The sequence below is a fragment of the Streptomyces sp. NPDC048600 genome (assembly GCF_055587025.1).
Genome location: NZ_JBVJGZ010000016.1, coordinates 43,049 through 59,649, shown reverse-complemented (window position 1 = coordinate 59,649; position 16,601 = coordinate 43,049). Strand labels below are relative to the sequence as shown.

15 protein-coding genes are annotated in these 16,601 nt (G+C 74.4%); 9 read left to right on the top strand and 6 right to left on the bottom strand.

Annotation, left to right across the window (positions count from 1 at the left end; translation table 11 throughout):
- Positions 1-139 precede the first annotated feature (139 nt).
- The 6 genes from xylB (at position 140) to ACZ6SQ_RS21970 (ending at position 7,844) form a co-directional block, all read left to right on the top strand.
- Positions 140-1,585 (top strand): xylulokinase, encoded by a 1,446-nt coding sequence (gene xylB, locus ACZ6SQ_RS21995; protein WP_469564617.1) that lies wholly within the window; start codon positions 140-142, stop codon positions 1,583-1,585.
- Positions 1,586-1,666: 81 nt separating this feature from the next.
- A complete protein-coding gene (locus tag ACZ6SQ_RS21990) occupies positions 1,667-2,875 on the top strand; it encodes an ROK family protein (protein WP_469564614.1) in 1,209 nt (402 codons plus the stop codon).
- Between the two features lie 122 nt (positions 2,876-2,997).
- Positions 2,998-4,398, top strand: coding sequence for a GAF domain-containing protein (locus ACZ6SQ_RS21985; protein WP_469564611.1), 1,401 nt, complete (start codon positions 2,998-3,000; stop codon positions 4,396-4,398).
- A gap of 193 nt (positions 4,399-4,591) precedes the next feature.
- On the top strand, positions 4,592-6,115 hold the full coding sequence (gene exaC / locus ACZ6SQ_RS21980; protein ID WP_469564609.1) for an acetaldehyde dehydrogenase ExaC: 1,524 nt from the start codon (positions 4,592-4,594) through the stop codon (positions 6,113-6,115).
- A 12-nt stretch (positions 6,116-6,127) separates the two neighbouring features.
- Positions 6,128-6,487 carry a DUF779 domain-containing protein gene (locus tag ACZ6SQ_RS21975; RefSeq protein WP_469564606.1) on the top strand — a complete coding sequence of 120 codons (360 nt, stop codon included), beginning with the start codon at positions 6,128-6,130 and terminating at the stop codon, positions 6,485-6,487.
- Between the two features lie 88 nt (positions 6,488-6,575).
- The gene (locus ACZ6SQ_RS21970; protein WP_469564603.1) at positions 6,576-7,844 is read left to right on the top strand and encodes a phosphodiester glycosidase family protein; all 1,269 of its coding nucleotides are present in this window, start codon (positions 6,576-6,578) and stop codon (positions 7,842-7,844) included.
- A gap of 45 nt (positions 7,845-7,889) precedes the next feature.
- Here the strand turns inward: ACZ6SQ_RS21970 and ACZ6SQ_RS21965 are convergent, their stop codons facing one another.
- From ACZ6SQ_RS21965 to ACZ6SQ_RS21940, 6 genes are all read right to left on the bottom strand, one after another.
- Complete coding sequence (locus ACZ6SQ_RS21965; RefSeq protein ID WP_386379575.1) at positions 7,890-8,084, bottom strand: hypothetical protein; 195 nt, start codon at positions 8,082-8,084, stop codon at positions 7,890-7,892.
- Positions 8,085-8,209: 125 nt separating this feature from the next.
- A complete protein-coding gene (locus ACZ6SQ_RS21960; protein ID WP_469564600.1) occupies positions 8,210-9,073 on the bottom strand; it encodes a phosphatidylinositol-specific phospholipase C/glycerophosphodiester phosphodiesterase family protein in 864 nt (287 codons plus the stop codon).
- 185 nt (positions 9,074-9,258) lie between these two features.
- Positions 9,259-10,353 carry an acyl-CoA dehydrogenase family protein gene (locus ACZ6SQ_RS21955; protein WP_469564597.1) on the bottom strand — a complete coding sequence of 365 codons (1,095 nt, stop codon included), beginning with the start codon at positions 10,351-10,353 and terminating at the stop codon, positions 9,259-9,261.
- Positions 10,350-11,531, bottom strand: a complete 1,182-nt coding sequence (locus ACZ6SQ_RS21950) for an acyl-CoA dehydrogenase family protein (protein WP_469564594.1) — start codon at positions 11,529-11,531, stop codon at positions 10,350-10,352. The genes ACZ6SQ_RS21955 and ACZ6SQ_RS21950 overlap by 4 nt, the downstream gene beginning before the upstream one ends.
- Positions 11,528-12,493 carry an NADPH:quinone oxidoreductase family protein gene (locus ACZ6SQ_RS21945; protein ID WP_469564592.1) on the bottom strand — a complete coding sequence of 322 codons (966 nt, stop codon included), beginning with the start codon at positions 12,491-12,493 and terminating at the stop codon, positions 11,528-11,530. The genes ACZ6SQ_RS21950 and ACZ6SQ_RS21945 overlap by 4 nt, the downstream gene beginning before the upstream one ends.
- Positions 12,494-12,569: 76 nt before the next feature.
- Positions 12,570-13,142 (bottom strand): helix-turn-helix domain-containing protein, encoded by a 573-nt coding sequence (locus ACZ6SQ_RS21940; protein ID WP_469564589.1) that lies wholly within the window; start codon positions 13,140-13,142, stop codon positions 12,570-12,572.
- 79 nt (positions 13,143-13,221) lie between these two features.
- Here ACZ6SQ_RS21940 and ACZ6SQ_RS21935 point away from each other — a divergent pair, with 79 nt between their 5' ends.
- The 3 genes from ACZ6SQ_RS21935 (at position 13,222) to ACZ6SQ_RS21925 (ending at position 16,549) form a co-directional block, all read left to right on the top strand.
- Positions 13,222-14,193 carry an NAD(P)/FAD-dependent oxidoreductase gene (locus ACZ6SQ_RS21935; protein WP_469564587.1) on the top strand — a complete coding sequence of 324 codons (972 nt, stop codon included), beginning with the start codon at positions 13,222-13,224 and terminating at the stop codon, positions 14,191-14,193.
- 350 nt (positions 14,194-14,543) lie between these two features.
- Complete coding sequence (locus ACZ6SQ_RS21930; RefSeq protein ID WP_469564584.1) at positions 14,544-16,082, top strand: ATP-dependent DNA ligase; 1,539 nt, start codon at positions 14,544-14,546, stop codon at positions 16,080-16,082.
- Complete coding sequence (locus ACZ6SQ_RS21925) at positions 16,079-16,549, top strand: NUDIX hydrolase (RefSeq protein WP_469564581.1); 471 nt, start codon at positions 16,079-16,081, stop codon at positions 16,547-16,549. Before ACZ6SQ_RS21930 ends, ACZ6SQ_RS21925 begins: the two co-directional genes overlap by 4 nt.
- Positions 16,550-16,601: the final 52 nt, after the last annotated feature.

Genomic DNA, 16,601 nt, shown 5'->3' with positions numbered 1-16,601 from the left:
GGGACAAGGAGTCCCGGAGATGCGCGCCCGGGCCGCCGTACCCCGGGGGACAGCGGTCGGGGTCGGGGCACGGTGTCCTGGTGACAATGGAAAAACAGCAGGTCAGATCCCGCAGAGCCACACCGAGAGGGAGAGTCCGATGTCAGCAGCCGAAGGTCCGCTCGTAGTCGGCGTGGACACGTCCACGCAGTCCACGAAGGCGCTGGTCGTCGACGCGGCGACCGGTGAGGTGGTGGCGAGCGGACAGGCTCCGCACACCGTGTCCGCCGGTGTGGGCCGGGAGAGCGACCCCCGCCAGTGGTGGGACGCGCTGCGCGAGGCGTTGCGCCAGTGCGGTGAAGCCGCGCACGAGGCGGCCGCCGTCTCCGTGGGCGGCCAGCAGCACGGCCTGGTGACGCTGGACGAGCACGGTGAACCCGTCCGCCCGGCCCTGCTCTGGAACGACGTGCGCTCCGCGCCGCAGGCCCGCCGGCTGGTCGAGGAGCTGGGCGGTCCGAAGGCCTGGGCCGAGCGCACGGGCAGCGTGCCCGGCGCCTCGTTCACGGTCACGAAGTGGGCGTGGCTCGCCGAGCACGAGCCGGACGCGGTCCGCGCCACCAGGGCCGTGCGCCTCCCCCACGACTACCTCACCGAACACCTCACCGGCCTGGCCACCACCGACCGGGGCGACGCCTCCGGCACGGGCTGGTGGGCCTCGGGTCAGGAGGCGTACGACACCGAGATCCTCGGGCACGTGGGGCTGGACCCCGCGCTGCTGCCGCGCGTGGCCCGGCCCGGGGAGGTCGTCGGCACCGTGCGCGACAGCCACGACCTGCCGTTCTCCAAGGGCACCCTGGTCGCGCCGGGCACCGGTGACAACGCCGCCGCGGCCCTCGGTCTCGGGCTGCTTCCGGGAACGCCGGTCCTCAGCCTCGGCACGTCCGGCACGGTGTACGCGGTCTCGACGCACCGCCCGGCCGACCCCACCGGCACGGTGGCGGGCTTCGCCGACGCCCGCGGCGACTGGCTGCCGCTGGCCTGCACCCTGAACTGCACCCTGGCCGTCGACCGCGTCGCCGCCCTGCTCGGCCTGGACCGCGAGGCGGTGGAGCCCGGCACGGGCGTGACCCTCCTGCCGTACCTGGACGGCGAGCGCACCCCCGATCTGCCCGACGCCACCGGGCTGCTGCACGGCATTCGCCACGACACCACGGCGGGCCAGCTGCTCCAGGCGGCCTACGACGGTGCCGTGCACTCCCTGCTCGGCGCGCTCGACCTGGTCCTCGACCAGGACGCGGACCGCTCCACACCCCTGCTGCTGATCGGCGGCGGGGCCCGGGGCAGGGCCTGGCAGGAGACCGTACGGCGGCTGTCGGGACGCCCCGTCCAGGTGCCCGAGGCCCGCGAACTGGTCGCGCTGGGCGCCGCCGCCCAAGCCGCCGGGGTGCTCACCGGCGAGGACCCGGCAGCCGTGGCGCGCCGCTGGGACACCGCGCGCGGACCCGTGCTCGACGCCGTGGAGCGAGACGGGGAGACGCTGGCCCGGATCTCCGGGGTACTCTCCGACGCGGCCCCGCTGCTCAGGCGGGGTGCGACCCGAGGCTGAGGCACCGGGGCACGGACCCGGCACCTACCGGGGCCCACGCCCCGCGGCACGGCACCGGCACGACCGAGGACTGACGGAGGCATGGCCGCACCACCGCACGAAGCGCGCCCCGACGGTCCCGGGCGTGCCCTGCCGGACACCCAGGCGGGTATGCGCCGCCGCAATCTCGCGCGGGTGATGCACGCCGTGAGCGCGGAGGCGTCGCTGTCCCGGGCCGCGGTCGCCTCCCGCATCGGACTGACCAGGGCGGCCGTGTCGACACTGGTCGACGAGCTGATCCGGACCGGTCTGCTGGAGGAGCTGGGCCCGGAGCGGCCCGGCCGGGTGGGACGGCCCGGGTCCGCGCTCGCCGTCAGCGGCCACGGTCCGGCCGGCATCGGCGCGGAGATCGGCGTGGACCACCTCGCGGTGTGCGCGGTCGACCTGCGCGGACAGGTGCGGGCACGGGCGGTGCGCCACGGCACCAACCGCGGCCGCTCCCCCGAGCCGGTCGTCGCCGAACTCACCGCGCTGCTGCGCCAGGTGGTGGCCGAGGCCGACCACGCGGGCCTGTGGCCGGCGGGCCTCGCCGTGGCCGTCCCCGGCCTGGTGGCGCGGGACGCCCGGACGGTCGTACGGGCACCGAACCTCGACTGGCACGACGTGGACCTCGGCGCGCTGCTGCCCACGGAGCACCCGCTGACCGTGGACAACGAGGCGAACTTCGGCGGCCTCGCCGAACTCTGGCTCGGCGCGGACACCCCGCGCGACTTCCTGCACGTCTCGGCCGAGATCGGCATCGGCGCGGCGGTGGTCGTCGACGGCCGGCTGCTGCGCGGGGCCCGCGGCTTCGCCGGCGAGCTCGGGCATGTGCCGGTCCGGCCCGACGGCCCGGAGTGCCCCTGCGGGGGCCGCGGTTGTCTGGAGCAGTACGCGGGCGAGGAGGCGGTGCTGCGTGCCGCCGGCCTCGAACCGGGCGAGGACCGGGTCGGCCTGCTCGCCGGGCGGGCGGCCGCCGGTGACGAGGCCGTACGCCACGCGCTGCGCGACGCGGGCGAGGCGCTGGGCATCGCCCTGACCGGCGCCGTCAATCTGCTGGACCCGCGCGGCGTGGTGCTCGGCGGCGCCCTGGCCGGGCTCGCGCCCTGGCTGCTGCCCTCCCTGGAGGCCGAGTTGGCCCGGCGCACCGCGGGACCGGCCTGCCCGGTGTCCGTCTCGGGGCTGGGCCCCGAGGGACCGCTGCTCGGCGCCGCGCACTGGGTCGTACGCGGCGTACTGGACGATCCGGCGGGGGCGGCCGAGGACCGGTGAGCGGGGAACCCTCCCGTGGCCGGTTCCCGGACAGTCGACCGAGCGACCCGTGTCGAAACGGTTGTCGGCACGGACACCCGGAGTGACGATGTCCGCATCGCATCGCCGTCCGGGAGGCCGAGTTGACCGAACCCTGGGTTGCCCTGGAGCCGGGGGCCGACCCCGTCGAGCACGCGCGGCGGCTGCGTCGCGCGCACGAGACGTTCACCGACGCCGGCCGGGTGACCCGCCCGGTCCGGTCCGTGGTGGCGGACTCCTGGCGGCGTTCGGCGCGGGCCGGGGTCGGGCCGGACGGCACCGCGGACGTGGAACTGACGGACGGCGAGCTCGGCGCCTGTCGGGCCGCGCATCCGCTGGCGCGGGTGATGCCGCTGTTCCGGGAGCTGATGGGCCCCTTCGCCCTGGACGGCGAGCATCTGGTCGCGGTCTGCGACGCACACGGGCGGCTGCTGTGGGTCGAGGGACATCCGACGACCCGGCGCGAGGCGGGCCGGATGAACTTCGTGCCGGGCGCCCGCTGGGCAGAGAGCGCGATGGGCACGAACGCGCCGGGCACGGCGGTGGCCGTGGACCGGCCGGTGCAGGTCTTCGCGGCGGAGCACTTCACCCGGCAGGTGCAGCCGTGGACCTGCGCGGCGGCCCCGGTACACGATCCGCGCACCGGACAGGTGATCGGCGCGGTGGACATCACCGGCGGGGACGAGCTCGCGCACCCGCACAGCCTGGCGTTCGTGCAGGCGGTCGCGCGGGCCGCCGAGTCCCAGCTCGCGCTGCTGGTTCCCGAAGCTCCCGCCGCCGACGCGGACGTACTGGAGCTGAGCGCGCTCGGCCGGGACGAGGTGCGGCTGCGCGGAGGGGGCCGCGGCATCCGGCTGGGCCGCCGGCACAGCGAGATCGTGGTCCTGCTGGCCTGCCATCCCGAGGGCCTGACCGGCGACGAACTGCTGTGCGCCCTGTACGAGGACGAGTCGGTGACGCCGGTGACCCTGCGGGCCGAACTGGCCAGACTGCGCGGGGTGCTGGGTCCGGGGCTGCTGGCCTCGCGGCCGTACCGGCTGACGGTGCCGGTGGAGTCGGACGTCGCCGTGGTCGAGCGGCGGCTGGCGGCCGGGGCGGTCACCGCGGCCGCGAACGCCTACACCGGTCCCCTGCTGCCCGCCTCCCAGGCCCCGGCGGTGGTCAGACTGCGGCGCCGGCTCACGGACGGGCTGCGCGCCGCGCTGATCGACCGCGAGGACCCGGACCTGCTGGCCGAGTGGGCGTACGCGGCCTGGGGCGAGGACGACGTGGAGGTGTGGCGGGCCCTCGCCGCGCTCCGCCCGACGGCCGCGGTGCAGGCCCGGCTCGCCGCGCTGGAGACCGAGTTGGCGCCCCGGGCCGAGCCACGGGCGCGGCCGGGCGGGCCGGGCGGGCCGGTGGGCCGGACCGTCCCGCCGTACACCGGCGCCCGCTTCCGGCCGCCGGGCCCGGCGAGTGACCCCGCGCACCGCACCGGCGCACCGTCACCACGCAGGACGCCGTAGCCGTACCGCCGGCCGCCCCCGGCGGCCGACCGGACGCGAACCGGCCCGCCGCGCCAGCAGCCCTGCGGCCCCTACGACCGCCGGAAGGCCACGCCCGCCCACGGCCGTGCAACGTCCGCGCAACCTCGCCCTCCCTAACGTCCCCCGGGAAGCCGTCCGACGGCGGGCGGCGGTTCATCGGGAGGCACAGAGCATGACCCGTTACGCGGCGCCCGGCACCGAGGGCGCGATCGTCTCCTACCAGGCGCGGTACGACCACTTCATCGGCGGGGAGTACGTGCCCCCGGCCCGGGGCCAGTACTTCGAGAACCCGAGCCCGGTGAACGGACAGCCGTTCGCGGAGGTGGCCCGGGGCACGGCGGAGGACGTGGAGCGGGCGCTGGACGCGGCGCACGCGGCGGCCCCGGCCTGGGGACGCACCTCGGCGGGGGAACGCGCCGACATCCTGCTGAAGATCGCCGACCGCATGGAGGCGTATCTGGAGCCGCTCGCGGTGGCGGAGAGCTGGGAGAACGGCAAGCCGGTCCGGGAGACCCTGGCCGCCGACATCCCGCTGGCCATCGACCACTTCCGCTACTTCGCGGGCGCGGTCCGCGCGCAGGAGGGCTCGCTGAGCGAGGTCGACGACGACACGGTGGCGTACCACTTCCACGAGCCGCTGGGCGTGGTCGCGCAGATCATCCCGTGGAACTTCCCGCTGCTGATGGCGGCCTGGAAGGTGGCCCCCGCGCTCGCGGCGGGCAACGCGATCGTGCTCAAGCCGGCCGAGCAGACCCCGGTGTCGATCCACTACTGGCTGAGCCTGGTGGCGGACCTGCTGCCCCCTGGCGTGCTGAACGTGGTCAACGGGTTCGGCGTGGAGGCCGGGAAGCCGCTGGCGTCCAGCCCGCGGGTGGCGAAGGTGGCCTTCACCGGGGAGACCACGACCGGGCGGCTGATCATGCAGTACGCCTCGGAGAACCTCAAGCCGGTCACGCTGGAGCTGGGCGGCAAGTCGCCGAACATCTTCTTCGACGACGTCTGGGCGCGGGACGACGACTTCCGCGACAAGGCGCTGGAGGGCTTCACCATGTTCGCCCTGAACCAGGGCGAGGTGTGCACCTGTCCCTCGCGGGCGCTGATCCAGCGGGGGCACTACGCGGAGTTCCTGGAGGCGGCGGTGGCCCGCACCGAGCTGATCAGGCCGGGCAATCCGCTCGACACGGACACGATGATCGGCGCCCAGGCGTCCAATGACCAGCTGGAGAAGATCCTCTCCTACCTGGACATCGGCCGTCAGGAGGGCGCCCGGGTGCTCACCGGCGGTGAACGCGTCGAGCACGACGGCGAGCTGAAGGGCGGCTACTACGTCCAGCCGACCATCTTCGAGGGCGACAACCGGATGCGGATCTTCCAGGAGGAGATCTTCGGGCCGGTGGTGTCGGTGACCTCGTTCGACGACTTCGACGACGCCGTCAAGACCGCCAACGACACGCTGTACGGGCTGGGCGCGGGCGTGTGGACGCGGGACATGAACACGGCGTACCGCGCGGGCCGTGCCATCCAGGCGGGGCGGGTGTGGACCAACTGCTACCACGCCTACCCGGCGCACGCGGCGTTCGGCGGATACAAGCAGTCGGGCATCGGCCGTGAGAACCACAAGATGATGCTGGAGCACTACCAGCAGACGAAGAACCTGCTGGTCTCCTATTCCCCGCGCAGGCTGGGCTTCTTCTAGAGGACGCCCGCCATGCCCGAGGAGATCTCCCGCGTGCGGCTCACTCCCGCGGCCGCCGACCTGGTGCGGCGGCTGCGGGCCGAGCACGGACCCCTGATGTTCCATCAGTCCGGCGGCTGCTGCGACGGCAGCGCGCCCATGTGCTTCCCGGAGGGCGAGTTCCGCACCGGCGCCTCGGACGTGCTGCTGGCAGAGCTGCTGGTGGAGGGCGTCACTGAGCCGGTGAGGTTCTGGATGTCCCGCAGCCAGTACGCCACCTGGAGCCACACCCGGCTCATCGTGGACGTCGTCGAGGGCCGGGGCAGCGGGTTCTCGCTGGAGGCGCCGGAAGGAGTGCGTTTCCTCATCCGTTCCCAGGTCGTCGACGCCTAGCCGTCTCTTTCCTCTCCCCCTGTGGTGCAATCTCCCTGCGCTTGCGTGTTTTGACGGTTGCTCAGGGATCTCGGGCGGAGGATCGGCCATGCGCGCACTCGGCCGGGCACGGGCGGGCAGAACGGCACTGGCCCTCTTCACGGCACTCACCGCGCTGGCCGGTGCCGCCCTCACCGGGGCGGCACCGGCCGGCGCGGTCGACCGGGCGTCACCCCTCGCACCGGCCGTCACCTCGCCCGGGGTGCCCGTCGCGCCGGGTGTCGTCTACGAGCAGTACCACCTCCAGGCGGCCCAGGGCCCGGCGCACGCCCATGTGCTGCGCGTCGACCTCGCCGAGCCCCGGGTACGGCTGGGGCTGCTGTACCCCGGCGCGGTCGCGGCGCGGGACACCGTCTCGCGGATGGCCGCGGCCCGGGGCGCGGTGGCGGGCGTCAACGGCGACTTCTTCAACATCACCGAGACCCAGCACCCCGGCGTCCAGGCCACCGGCGCGAGCGTCGGCCCGGCGGTCGCGGACGGCCGGACGCTGAAGGCGGCGGTGCCGAACGGGCAGCGGTTCGGCCCCGCGCTGCCGCCGGGAACGAGCACCGAGGACGTCGTCGGGGTGGGCCGCGACCACAGGGCTCGGCTCGAACGGCTCACGTTCGAGGGCTCGCTGCGCACCCCTGAGGCGCGGCTGCCGCTCGGCGGGCTCAACCAGTACGCGCTGCCGGTGGGTTCCATCGGCGCGTTCACCGAGAGCTGGGGCTCCGCCTCCCGGGCGCGCGCCACCTGCGGCACGGACACCGATCGGGCGGCGCCGTGCAGTGCCGACACCTACGAGGTGACGGTCCGCGACGGCCAGGTCGTGGCCACCGCCGGCACCCCGGGCGGCGGGCCCATCGCCGCGGGCACGACGGTGCTGGTCGGCCGGGAGTCGGGCGCACAGCAACTGAGGAAGTTCTCCCTCGGCGAGCGCGTGCGGATCAGGCACCGGCTGCGCACCACCGTCTCCCCCGATCCCCTGCGCTTCGCCATCGGCGGCTACCCGGTGCTGCGGGACGGCCGCCCGCTGCCCGGCCTGGAGGACCGGACCGCCGCCGTGCGCACGGCCGTGGGCATCGCCGGGGGCGGGCAGCGGCTGCTGCTGCTCACGCTGGACGGCGCGCCCGAGTACCGCACCGGGCTGACCGTCGCGGAACTCGCCGCCACGCTGGCGCACTTGGGTGCGGCGCAGGGGTTCAACCTGGACGGCGGCGGCTCCTCGGCCCTGGTCGCCCGCGACCCGGGCTCCGGCGCCGTCACCGCGCTCAACCATCCGAGCGGGGGCGCGGAGCGCGCCGTCCCGAACGGCATCGGGGTCTTCACGACCGGGTGAGGCCCCGCGGCCTCGGCCCCTGGAGGGCCGAGGACCGCGCGGACCTCACGGCCGCAGGCTGCCGACGATGTCCGCGGTGGCCGTGAGACCACTGTGGATGGTGGGTGCCATGCCCGTACTGGCGAGGTAGAAGCCGAGCAGCGCGCACACCAGCGCGTGGGAGAACTTCAGTCCCCCGTTGCGCAGGAAGATCACCGCCAGGATGAACAGCAGCAGCACCACAGAGATGGAAACGGCCATCGTCAACCTCCTCCGCCACGCCGGTCGCGTCCGGTTCACGGCGTTCGGCCGCAAGTGTGGCGTAACGGAGGGTTCATCCGGGCGGCTGACATGTCCCCCGAACGTGTGGTGTCTGCGTGTGAAGGTCAGGCCCGACGCGCGTCCAGGAAGGCCTCCAGGCCCGCCAGGTCGTCGGTGTTGAGGAAGTCGACACCGGCGTCGAGGAGTTCGGTCCACACGGCGTCGCGGGCCGGGCCGGCCACGTCCGGGGTGGCCCAGAAGCGAACCGTCTGGCCGCGCTCATGGGCGGCCGCGGTGATGGCGTGCAGCCGCTCGCGCTCGGCGGACGGGAACGGGCCGACACCCTGCCAGGCGAACAGGCGGGTCCAGTTGTCGCTGATCAGCGGCACGAACGAGGCGGGCGCCGAGGAGCCGAGGTCGGTGAGCCGGCCGTCGTAGAAGGCGCGACGCTCGGACTGGGCCTCCATCGGCACACGGGCCGCGCGGTCGCCGGAGACGACCGCGGTGACCGGGCCGCGGTGGACGCGGCCGTGGGCGAAGGTGGTGAACAGGTGCTTGTGGCGCCGCAGATGCCGGTCGAGCTCCAGATAGGTCGAGGCGCCCTCGGTCTTGATGTCGATCAGGAGCTGGAGCGGCCGGCGGTGACCGCGGTACACCGAGCCGTGGTTGGCCTTCACACGCGCGGCGAGCGTGTCGAGGTAGAGGGACTCCAGGGTGCGGGCGGGGTCGAGGTCCTCCGGGTCGTGGGCGACCAGGAGCCGGTCGCCGACCAGGTAGATGTCGGCCTCCAGGCTGCCGAAGCGGTGGTCGAGGGCGTCGAGGAGGGGGCGGGGGTGCTCGTAGTCGTTGTGCGCGTGGGCCCGCCACAGCGGGGACGGGCGGTGCTTGTTCCGCTCGCTCGCGAGGGCGGTGGCGCCGGGCAGGGCGATCGTGCCCGCGACGGCCGCGCCGAGGGCGGTCAGGGCTCTGCGACGGGTGGTGAGGGCCATGCGCTGCCTCCCTGTGGGGGTGCCGGTGCGAATCCCCAGCGAGTATGGGGCGTGCGCACCTCAAAGAGGCTGTGTGGCGCAGGAGTTGGCCGGACTGCCGTCATGCGTTCACCGGCCGCGGCGCAGCGCACGGAAAAGCCCGCCCCGGGTGGGGCGGGCTTTCCCCGGTGGTCGCCGGGCGGACGTCAGGGAGCGCGCAGGTCGACCAGTTCGGCCAGCGCGTCCCGGTGGACGCCCGCGGTGCCGTAGGCGAGGGAGTCGGCCTTGGCCCGCTTGAGGCAGAGGTGGACGGGGTGCTCCCAGGTCATGCCGATGCCGCCGTGCAGTTGGAGGGCCTCCTCGGCGGCGCGCACGGCGACCGGCGCCGCGTACGCCTGGGCGACGGCGACCGCCACGGCCGTCTCCGTGTCGTCGGAGTCGTCCGCCAGGGCGTCGGCCGCGTTGCGGGCGGCGGCGCGCAGGCCGACGACGTCCAGCCACAGCTGGGCGAGCCGGTGCTTGAGCGCCTGGAAGCCGCCGACGGACCGGTTGAACTGCTTGCGTTCCTTGAGGTACCGCACGGTCTCGGTCAACGCCCATTCGGCGACGCCGAGTTGTTCGGAGGCCAGCAGTCCGGCACCGGCGCGCAGGGCGCGGCGCACCGCGGGTTCGGCGTCGCCGAGCAGCCGTCCGGCGGCGCCGTCCAGGGTGACGGTGGCCAGCGGCCGGGTGAGGTCGAGCGACACCTGCGGGGTGACGGTGACCGCGCTGGCCTCCACCGCGTACAGCCCGCCGTCGTCCGCGGGGACCAGCAGCACGTCTGCGGCCGCCGCGTCGGCGATGCCGGTCAGCTCCCCGTGCAGGGCGCCGTCCTCGAACCGTACGACCTTGTAGGCGCGTTCGGGCGCGACGTTCAGCGCGACGGCGAGCGCGCCGATGCGCCGGCCGGAGGCCAGCTCGGCGAGCAGACCGCCCTCGGCCTCGCAGGCGAGCAGGGCCTCGGTGGCGACCACGGCGCTGGTCAGGTACGGCACGGGAGCCACCGCGCGGCCGAGCTCCTCCAGGACGACGGCGGCCTCTCGGTGCGTGGCACCCTGGCCGCCCCGGTCCTCGGGGACCAGCAGGCCGGCCAGGCCCATGCCGTCGGTGAGCGCCTTCCAGGCGCGGAGGTCGTGCGGGGCGTCGGACTCGGTGCGGGCGATGACGCCGGGCGCGTCGCAGTGGTCGGCGAGCAGGTCCCGGACGGCCGCGCGGAGCGCGTCCTCCTCCTCCGAGTAGAGCAGATCGGGCTCTTTGTTCACCGGGTCAGGTCCTTCCAGGCGACGTCCTTGTCGGTGCGCGGCTCGGCGGGCAGGCCCAGCACGCGCTCGGCGACGATGTTGAGCAGGACCTCGCTGGTCCCGCCCTCGATGCTGTTGCCCTTGGAGCGCAGATAGCGGTAGCCGGCGTCGCGGCCGGTGAAGTCGACCAGCTCCGGGCGCCGCATGGTCCAGTCGTCGTACAGCAGGCCCTCCTCGCCGAGGAGTTCCACCTCCAGGCCGCTGATCTCCTGGTTGAGGCGGGCGAAGGCGAGCTTCATGCCGGCGCCCTCGGGGCCGGGCTGGCCCAGCGCGAGCTGCTGGCGCAGGCGTTCGCCGGTGAGCCGGACGACCTCCGCGTCGACCCAGTGCTTCAGCAGCCGCTGGTGGAGGTCGTGGGTGCGCAGTTCGGGGCGTTCGCGCCAGGTCCGGGCGACCGGGCCGATCATGCCGCCCTCGCGCGGCAGCCGCATGCCGCCGATCGCGACCCGCTCGTTGTTCAGCGTGGTCTGCGCGACCCGCCAGCCGTCTCCGGTCTCGCCGAGGCGGCGGGAGTCGGGGATGCGGACGTCGGTGAGGAACACCTCGTTGAACTCGGCCTCACCGGTGATCTGCCGCAGCGGGCGCACCTCGACGCCGGGGTCGGTCATGTCGCACAGGAAGTAGGTGATGCCCCGGTGCTTGGGCACGTCCGGGTCGGTGCGGGCGATGAGGATGGCCCAGCGGGCGACATGGGCGCTGGAGGTCCACACCTTCTGCCCGTTGACGACCCAGTGGTCGCCCTCCCGGACCGCCCGGGTGCCGAGCGCGGCCAGGTCGGATCCGGCGCCGGGCTCGCTGAACAGCTGGCACCACACCTCCTCGCCGGTCCACAGGGGGCGCAGGAAGCGGCGCTTCTGCTCCTCGGTGCCGTAGCGGAGGATCGTCGGGGCGGCCATGCCGAGGCCGATGCCGATCCGCCGGGGGTCGTTGTCGGGTGCCTCGGCGGCCTCCAGCTCGGCGTCCACGACGGCCTGGAGGGTGCGCGGGGCGCCCAGTCCGCCGAGGCCCTGCGGGTAGTGCACCCAGGCGAGGCCGGCGTCGAAGCGGGCGCGCAGGAAGTCGGTGCGGTCGGTGGTCGCGGGCGGGTGCGCGGCCAGGAACTCCCGGGTGAGGCGGCGCAGTTCGTCGGCGTCGGTCATGCCACTGCCTCCGTCGTCACGGCGAGGCGGCCGGTGGTGACACCGTCGCCGACGCGCTGTACTGCGGCCGCGGCCTCGGCCAGCGGCACCCGCTCGCTGATCAGGGGCTTGATCGCGCCGCGGGCGGCCAGCTCGGTGAGCTGCTCGTGGCAGTGCAGGACCAGCTTGGGGTTCTTGACGTTGTACAGGCCCCAGTGCAGGCCGAGGACCGAGTAGTTCTTCACCAGCGCGTGGTTGAGCGCGGGGCTGGGGATGGTGCCGCTCGCGAAGCCGACGACGACGATGCGGCCCTCGAAGGCGACCACCTTGGCCGACTGGGTGTAGGCCTCGCCGCCGACGGGGTCGTAGATCACATCGGCGCCGCGGCCGCCCGTTGCCTCCTTCACCGCGGCCACGACGTCCTCGGCGCGCCGGTCGATCACCACGTCGCAGCCCAGCTCCCGGGCGACGGCGGCCTTGTCGGCGCCGCCGACCACGCCGATGACGGTGGCGCCGGCCGCCTTGCCGAGCTGGACGGCCGCGCTGCCGACCCCGCCCGCGGCGGCGTGCACCAGTAGCGTCTCGCCCGCCTCCAGGGCCGCCCGGCGGTGCAGACCGAACCAGCCCGTCTGGTAGCCGATGTGCAGCGCGGCCGCCTCGGCGTCGTCCAGGGAGTCCGGCGCGGGCAGCAGCGCGGCGGCGTCCGCGACGGCGTACTCGGCGAATCCGCCGTGGGGCAGCGCCGGGTTGGCGATCACCCGGCGGCCGTCCTCGGTCTCGCCGCAGATCTCCACGCCGGGCGTGAACGGCAGCGGCGGCCGTACCTGGTAGTGGCCGCGGCACATCAGCACATCGGGGAAGTTGATGTTCGCGGCGCGCACCTTCAGCAGGACCTGGCCGTCACCGGGCGTGGGCCGCTCGACGTCCGCGAGCCGCATCACCTCGCTCGGCTCGCCGTTCTCGTGCACCTGCCATGCCTGCATTCGGGGCCTCCACGGACTGTGTCGTACGACCGGGTCGAGGGCATACTAAGCGGTCGCTTGCCGATCAGGGAACAGGCTACGCGTTCTTCGGCCGCGCCCGCACATGCATCCGCTCCCCCTGTGGCCCGAACAGGCTCAGGAACTCCACCGGCCCCTCCCCCGTCGACCCGAACCAGTGCGGCACCCGCGTGTCGAACTCGGCGGCCTCCCCCGGCCCGAGCACCACGTCGTGCTCGCCGAGCACCAGACGCAGCCTGCCGGACAGCACGTACAGCCACTCGTAGCCCTCGTGGGTGCGCGGGTCGGGCTCCAGGGAGCGCTGGGGTTCGAGCACCTTGAAGGCCTGGAGCCCGCCCGGCTGGCGGGTGAGCGGCCAGTGGGTGCGCCCGTACCGCACGATCGGGGCGGCCCGCACACGGGGGTCGCCGACCGGCGGCGCGCCGACCAGTTCGTCCAGGGGCACCTGGTGGGCCTGCGCGATCGGGAGCAGCAGCTCCAGAGAGGGCTTGCGCTGCCCGGACTCCAGCCTGGACAGGGTGCTCACGGAGATCCCCGTCGCCCCGGACAGCCCGGCGAGGGTCACCTCCCGCTCCTTGCGCAGCCGTCGCAGCCGGGGGCCCACTTCCGCGAGAACGTCTTCGGTGGTCATGGCCGACATTGCAGTTTCGGCAAACTTGTTTGTCAATCCGGTGAGACCGGGGCGACCTTCTCGTCAGGAGGTGGTCACGATGACCGAGAAGACCGGGCCGGACGAGAGGACGGAGAACGCCATGACGTACGAGGTGATCGTCGTCGGCGGGGGCGCGGCGGGGCTGTCCGCGGCGCTGGTGCTGGGCCGGGCCCGGCGCCGCACCCTCGTGATCGACGCGGGCGAGCCGCGCAACGCGCCCGCCGCGCACATGCAGGGCTATCTCACCCGTGACGGGATGCCGCCCGCCGAGTTCCTGGCGGCCGGGCGCGAGGAGATCGCCCGGTACGGCGTCGAGCTCGTCCGGGACCGGGTGACGGACGTCGTGAAGGAGGGGAACGGGGACGGGGACTTCGCCGTCACGCTCGACAGCGGCCGGACCGTACGGGCCCGGCGTCTGATCGTCGCGACCGGTCTGCGGGACGAGCTCCCGGCGGTGGCGGGCGTCGCCGAGCGCTTCGGCCGCGATGTGCTGCACTGCCCCTACTGCCACGGCTGGGAGGTCCGTGACCGGGCGTTCGGCGTGCTGGCCGCGAACGCGCTGAGCGTGCACCAGGCGCTGATGGTGTCCCAGTGGTCCGAGGACGTCACGCTGTTCCTGCACGAGGTCGCCGAGTCGGAGCTGTCCGAGCAGGACGTGCGCCGGCTCGCGGCGGCCGGGGTGAAGGTCGTGCCCGGCGAGGTGGCGGGGCTGGTGGTGGAGGACGACCGGCTGACCGGTGTCCGGCTCGCGGACGGCACGGTGTACGAGCGTGAGGTGCTGTTCGTGGCGCCCCGGCCGGTGCCGCGCACGGAGCTGTTCGTGAAGCTGGGCGCGGAGATGGCCGAGACGCCGTTCGGCACGTACCCCGTGATCGACGAGCGGGGTCTGACCAGTGTCCCGGGGGTGTGGGCGGCGGGCAACGCGTCGGGCTTCGCCGAGCAGGTGGTGAACGCGGCGAGCCGTGGTCACCGGGCCGCTGCCGCGGTGAATGGGGAGTTGCTGTTCGCGGACCTCGACGCGATGTCTTGACGTGGCGCGGTGCCGTGCCCTGCCGGGGGCGTCGCGGGTGTGGGTTGTGGTGGCTGGTCGCGCAGTTCCCCGCGCCCCTTGGAGGTGGGCCACCGCCCAGGGTCCCCTCCACCTCAGGTGCGGGTCGTGGCGGGCCGGTCGGGCCGTTCCCCGCGCCCCTTGAAAGACGGGCCGCCGCCCAGGATCCCGGCCGCCTCAGGTGCGGGGCGTGGTCGAACGGTCGCGCAGTTCCCCGCGCCCCCAAACACGGGCCAGGTCCATCGCGGGTGCGGGTCGTGGTTGGGCCGGTCGCGCCGCTTGAATGGCGATCTCGGGGTGTGGGGTGGTGGGGGGCGGCGCACCATGGCTGCATGTTGTTGAGTCGGGTCGCCGATGTGTCGCGGGAGGTCGCCGCCGCGTCGGCGAGGTCTCGCAAGATCGCTCTGCTCGCCGAACTGTTCCGGGAGGCGGACGCGCGGGACGCGCCGATCGTCATCCCGTATCTCGCGGGCCGGCTGCCGCAGGGGCGGCTCGGGGTCGGCTGGAAGACGCTGAGCCGACCGGTCGAACCGGCCGCCGGGCCGGGCCTGACGGTGCGCGAGGTGGACGCCCGGCTCACCGAGCTCGGCGCGCTCTCCGGCCCCGGCTCGCAGGCCGAACGCGCCAGGCTGGTGGGCGAGTTGATGGGCGCGGCCACGGCGGACGAACAGCGCTTCCTGCTCGGCCTGATCACCGGCGAGGTCCGGCAGGGCGCGCTCGACGCGGTCGCGATCGAAGGGCTGGCGCAGGCGACGGGGGCCGGGGCGGCCGAGGTACGCCGTGCGGTGATGCTGGCCGGGTCGCTGCAGGCCGTGGCCGAGGCGCTGCTCGCCGACGGCCCGCCGGCCCTGGACCGCTTCCGGCTCACCGTCGGCCGCCCGGTCCTGCCGATGCTCGCGCAGACCGCCGCCTCGGTGGCCGAGGCCGTCGGCAGGCTCGGCGCCTGCGCGGTCGAGGAGAAGCTGGACGGCATCCGCGTCCAGGTGCACCGCGACGGCACCGACGTACGCGTCTACACCCGCACCCTCGACGAGATCACGGACCGGCTGCCCGAGGTGACGTCGGCGGCGCTGGGTCTCGCGGGCGAGCGGTTCGTGCTGGACGGGGAGGTGCTGTCCTTCGACGCGGAGGGCCGGCCCCGCTCCTTCCAGGAGACCGCCGGGCGGGTGGGCTCCCGCGTCGACGTGGCGACGGCGGCCGAGTCCGTGCCCGTCTCCCCCGTCTTCTTCGACGCCCTGTCCGTCGACGGCCGCGACCTCCTCGACCTGCCCTTCGCCGAACGGCACGCGGAGCTGGCCCGGCTGGTGCCCGAGCCGATGCGGGTGCGCCGCGCCCTCGCCGCGGGCGCGGACGACGTGGCCCCGGCCGAGGACTTCCTCGCCCGGACACTGCGCCGCGGCCACGAGGGCGTCGTCGTCAAGGCCCTCGACGCCCCCTACAGCGCGGGCCGAAGGGGAGCGTCCTGGCTCAAGGTGAAACCCGTGCACACCCTCGACCTGGTCGTCCTGGCCGTCGAGTGGGGCCACGGCCGCCGCACCGGCAAGCTGTCCAACCTCCACCTCGGCGCCCGCCGCGCGGACGGGTCGTACGCCATGCTCGGCAAGACGTTCAAGGGCATGACCGACGCGATGCTGGCCTGGCAGGCCGAGCGGCTGCAGCGGATCGCGGTGAAGGACGACGGCTGGGTGGTGACCGTACGCCCCGAACTCGTCGTCGAGATCGCCTACGACGGTCTCCAGCGGTCCTCCCGCTACCCGGCGGGCGTCACGCTGCGCTTCGCCCGGGTGGTGCGCTACCGGGAGGACAAGAGGCCCGAGGAGGCGGACACCGTCGAGACCCTGCTGGCCGCCCACCCGGAGGTGCGGCCGTGAGCGCGGCGGGCCGGCGCAGCGCGGGCCTGCTGCTGTACCGCCACGGCGAGAACGGCCTTGAGGTGCTGCTCGGCCATATGGGCGGTCCGTTCTTCGCCCGGAAGGACGCCGGCGCGTGGACCGTCCCGAAGGGCGAGTACGACCCGGAGGAACCCGCCTGGGAGGCGGCCCGGCGCGAGTTCCGCGAGGAGCTGGGCCTGGAGCCGCCGGAAGGTGCGGCCGTACCGCTCGGCGAGGTGCGGCAGCGGGGCGGCAAGGTCGTCACGGTGTGGGCGGTCGAGGCGGACCTGGACCCGACCACGGTGGTCCCCGGCACCTTCACCATGGAGTGGCCGCCACGCTCGGGCCGCACCCAGGAGTTCCCCGAGCTGGACCGGGTCGCCTGGTACGGCCTGGAACGAGCCCGCGAGGTCGTCGTCTCCGCGCAGGCCGCGTTTCTCGACCGCCTCGCGGAACACTCGCCCTGACGTCCACGCGTTGCGGCCCCGGCCGGGGCGCGGGATCGTCGAGACACAGCCC